3 protein-coding genes are annotated in these 3,344 nt (G+C 65.4%); all 3 read left to right on the top strand.

The features are described from left to right. The first annotated feature begins 703 nt into the window (after positions 1-703). A complete protein-coding gene (gene tolB / locus FJ311_16075; GenBank protein MBM3952952.1) occupies positions 704-2,023 on the top strand; it encodes a Tol-Pal system protein TolB in 1,320 nt (439 codons plus the stop codon). Between the two features lie 212 nt (positions 2,024-2,235). Next, positions 2,236-2,733, top strand: coding sequence for a peptidoglycan-associated lipoprotein Pal (pal, locus tag FJ311_16070; protein MBM3952951.1), 498 nt, complete (start codon positions 2,236-2,238; stop codon positions 2,731-2,733). Between the two features lie 169 nt (positions 2,734-2,902). After that, a partial coding sequence (locus FJ311_16065; protein ID MBM3952950.1) for a hypothetical protein occupies positions 2,903-3,344 on the top strand: 442 nt, incomplete at its 3' end.

Raw genomic sequence — 3,344 nt, 5'->3', positions numbered from 1 at the left:
CCCAGGCCGCGCCGCCGCCTCCGCCGCCGCCTCCGCCGCCCAAGCCGCAGGCGGAACCGACGCCCGCGCCGACGCCTAAGCCCGTACCGGCCAAGGAAAAGCCGAAGGAAGAGGCGCGTCCGCCCGAGCCCCGGCTCGCCAAGGTTCAGCCAAAGCGCAAGCCGCCGCCGCCCGACGAGATGGCCTCGGTCCTCAAGACCCTGGAGGAGATCAAGCAACGTCCGATCAAAACCGACGAAACCGCCAAGGACCGCAAGAAGCCTCCGCCGCCCGAGGAGAAGTTCGACGTCGCCGAAATCCAGAAGGCGCTCTCCCAGCGCCCGCGCCCGCACGATCCCTCCAAGGCGCTCTCGATCAGCGAGATCGATCTGGTGCGCCGGCAGATCGAGCAATGCTGGAATCTGCCGGCCGGGGCCAAGGACGCGCACAAGATGACGGTCGAGGTGCGGGTGATCATGAACGTGGACGGCACGGTGCGCGAGGCCAATCTGCTCCAGCAGGCCCGGACGCTGACCGACCCGTTCTACCGGGCGATGGCGGAAAGCGTGATCAGGGCGGTGTTGAATCCGCGTTGCCAACCGTTCAAGCTGCCCCCGGATCGCTACGATGTGTGGCAAACCATGGTGCTGAATTTCGATCCCCAGGGAATCCTATGACGGACGAATTGAGCCGCAAGGGACGGGAACGACGCCGCGCGGCGGCGATGGCCGCGGCCGGTGTCGGCGTCGGCGCGCTGGGCGGGCTCGGAATCCGGCCGGCACGTGCGGAACTGCGCATCGACATCACCCGCGGCACGGTCGAACCGATGCCGATCGCCGTCACCAATTTTCTCGGCGGCAATCCGGGCGAAAGCACCCACGGGCGCAACATCGCGCACGTCATTTCTGCCAATCTGGAGCGCTGCGGCCTGTTCCGCCCGATCGATCCCAAGGCGTTCATCCAGAGCGCGGAATCGCTCGGCAATCTGCCGCGCTTCGGCGATTGGCGCGTGCTCAACGCGCAGGCGCTGGTGCAGGGGCGGGTGCAGATTGTTCCTGACGGCCGCCTTCGCGCCGAGTTTCGGCTTTGGGACGTGTTCGCCGAACAGCAGATGGTCGGACTCGCCTACCACACGGTGCCGGACAACTGGCGCCGCGTCGCGCACATCATTTCCGACGCGATCTACAAGCGGATCACCGGCGAGGACGGCTACTTCGATACCCGCATCGTCTACATCGCGGAAAGCGGGCCGCAGCGCCGGCGCATCAAGCGGCTCGCGATCATGGACCAGGACGGCGAGAACCACCGCTTCCTCACCGACGGCAGTTCGCTGGTGTTGACCCCGCGCTTTTCGCCGACGCTGCAGGAAATCACCTATCTCTCGTATTACCAGAACGTGCCGCGCGTCTATCTCTTCAACATCGATACCGGGCGCCAGGAAGTGGTCGGCGATTTTCCGGGCATGACCTTCGCGCCGCGCTTCTCGCCCGACGGCAAGAAGGTGATCATGAGCATGGCGCAGGAAGGCAACTCGGAGATCTATACGATGGACCTCCGCACCCGCACCGTGACGCAACTCACGTTCCATTCGGCGATCGACACCTCGCCCAGCTATTCGCCCGACGGTAGCCAGGTCACGTTCAACTCCGACCGCGGCGGCAGCCAGCAGCTCTACGTGATGGACGCCAACGGCCGCAACGCGCGCCGCATCAGCTTCGGCACCGGCAAGTACGCGACGCCGGTGTGGTCGCCGCGCGGCGATCTGATCGCCTTCACCAAGATTCATCAGGGCAAGTTCTATATCGGCGTGATGCGCACCGACGGTAGCGGCGAGCGGCTGCTGGCCGAGGGCTTTCTGGTCGAGGCGCCGACCTGGGCGCCGAACGGCCGGGTGTTGATGTATTTCCGCCAGGAGCCTTCCGACGCCCGCGGCGGCGGCGGACGGACGCGGCTCTACAGCATTGATTTGACAGGGCATAACGAGCGCGAAATCGTTACGCCGACGGACGCGTCCGATCCGGCGTGGTCGCCGCTGATTCCCTAAATGGGGCGCGGATCGCACTCATTAACCTTACCTGCGGTCCAGGGGTGTTGGGGTCGGCCCCTAACGGAACCCAATAATCCGTGCCCGGCCGAAGAATTGTCTTGGAATTCAGGCGCTAACCCATTAATAAACGGCCCATCATGCCGCTCGGGACCATCCCCGGATTCCGAGGGCTCATGGGTTCCAGAAGCTCCCGCGAGGAGGAGACATCAATGCACGTTAGAATTCTGTCCGTACTTGCCGCGATCGCGCTTGTCGCCGCTTGTGAAACTGCTCCGGAGGGCGGCGCCGTCGCCGCCGGCGCGGGCGCGGCCGCGGGCCCCGGTACCGTTGTTCCCGGTTCGCAGCAGGACCTGGTCGTCAATGTCGGCGATCGCGTTTTCTTCGACTTCGACAAATACAATCTCAAGCCGGAAGCGCAGCGCACCCTCGAGCGCCAGGTCGCGTGGTTGAAGCGGTATCCGAACATCCGCGTTCTGGTCGCGGGCAATTGCGACGAGCGCGGCACGCGCGAATACAACTTGGCGCTCGGCGAACGCCGCGCCAACTCGACCAAGACGTTCCTCATTTCCCAGGGGATAGCCGCGGATCGCATTCGCACCATCTCCTACGGCAAGGAGCGCCCGACGGCGCTCGGCTCGAACGAGGCGGCCTGGGCGCAGAATCGAAACACGATCACTTCGGTGGTCAGCGGCGGCGCGGGGAGCTGATCGTCTAGATCCGCCGCCTTGAAACAAGGGCGCTTGCCCTACCGGGGAGCCGGGATGGGCAAGCGCCTTTTTTTTGCCTAAAATCGCCCTACATCATAAGCTGAATCGGGCAAAGCCGGTCGATCGATCGAACCGTTTTCTTGCCGATGATTGCGAGTGGGCCGCGTCCATGAATCTCCTGACCCTGTCGAAAGCCGCCGTTGCGGGCCTGGCGCTGTGGGCGACGATGGCCGCGCCCGCATCGGCCCAGTCCGGTTCGGAACTGGCCCCGCTCATCGAGCGGATGCAGCGACTGGAACGCGATCTTCAGACTCTCAACGTGCAAATCGCGCGCGGCGCCATGGCGCCGGTTCCGCGCGAAGGAACGGCGCGCGACAGCGCCCCCGCCCAGCCGTTGCCGCCCGGCAGCGCCGGCGTGCTGCAATCCCGCATCGTCGCCCTGGAGGAGGAGTTGCGGAACCTCACTGGCGCATTCGAAGGATTCAATCACCAGATCCAACTGCTCAACCAACGCTTCGATAAGTTGACCGCCGATCTCGATTACCGCTTGAGCGCGTTGGAACGCGGCGCGCCGGGCGCGCCGCGCGGCCAGGCGGCCCCGTCGCCGCCGC

Source organism: Rhodospirillales bacterium (assembly GCA_016872535.1).
In the GTDB taxonomy this organism is placed as follows: domain Bacteria; phylum Pseudomonadota; class Alphaproteobacteria; order Rhodospirillales; family 2-12-FULL-67-15; genus 2-12-FULL-67-15.
This window is presented reverse-complemented; position numbering and strand designations above follow the sequence as displayed.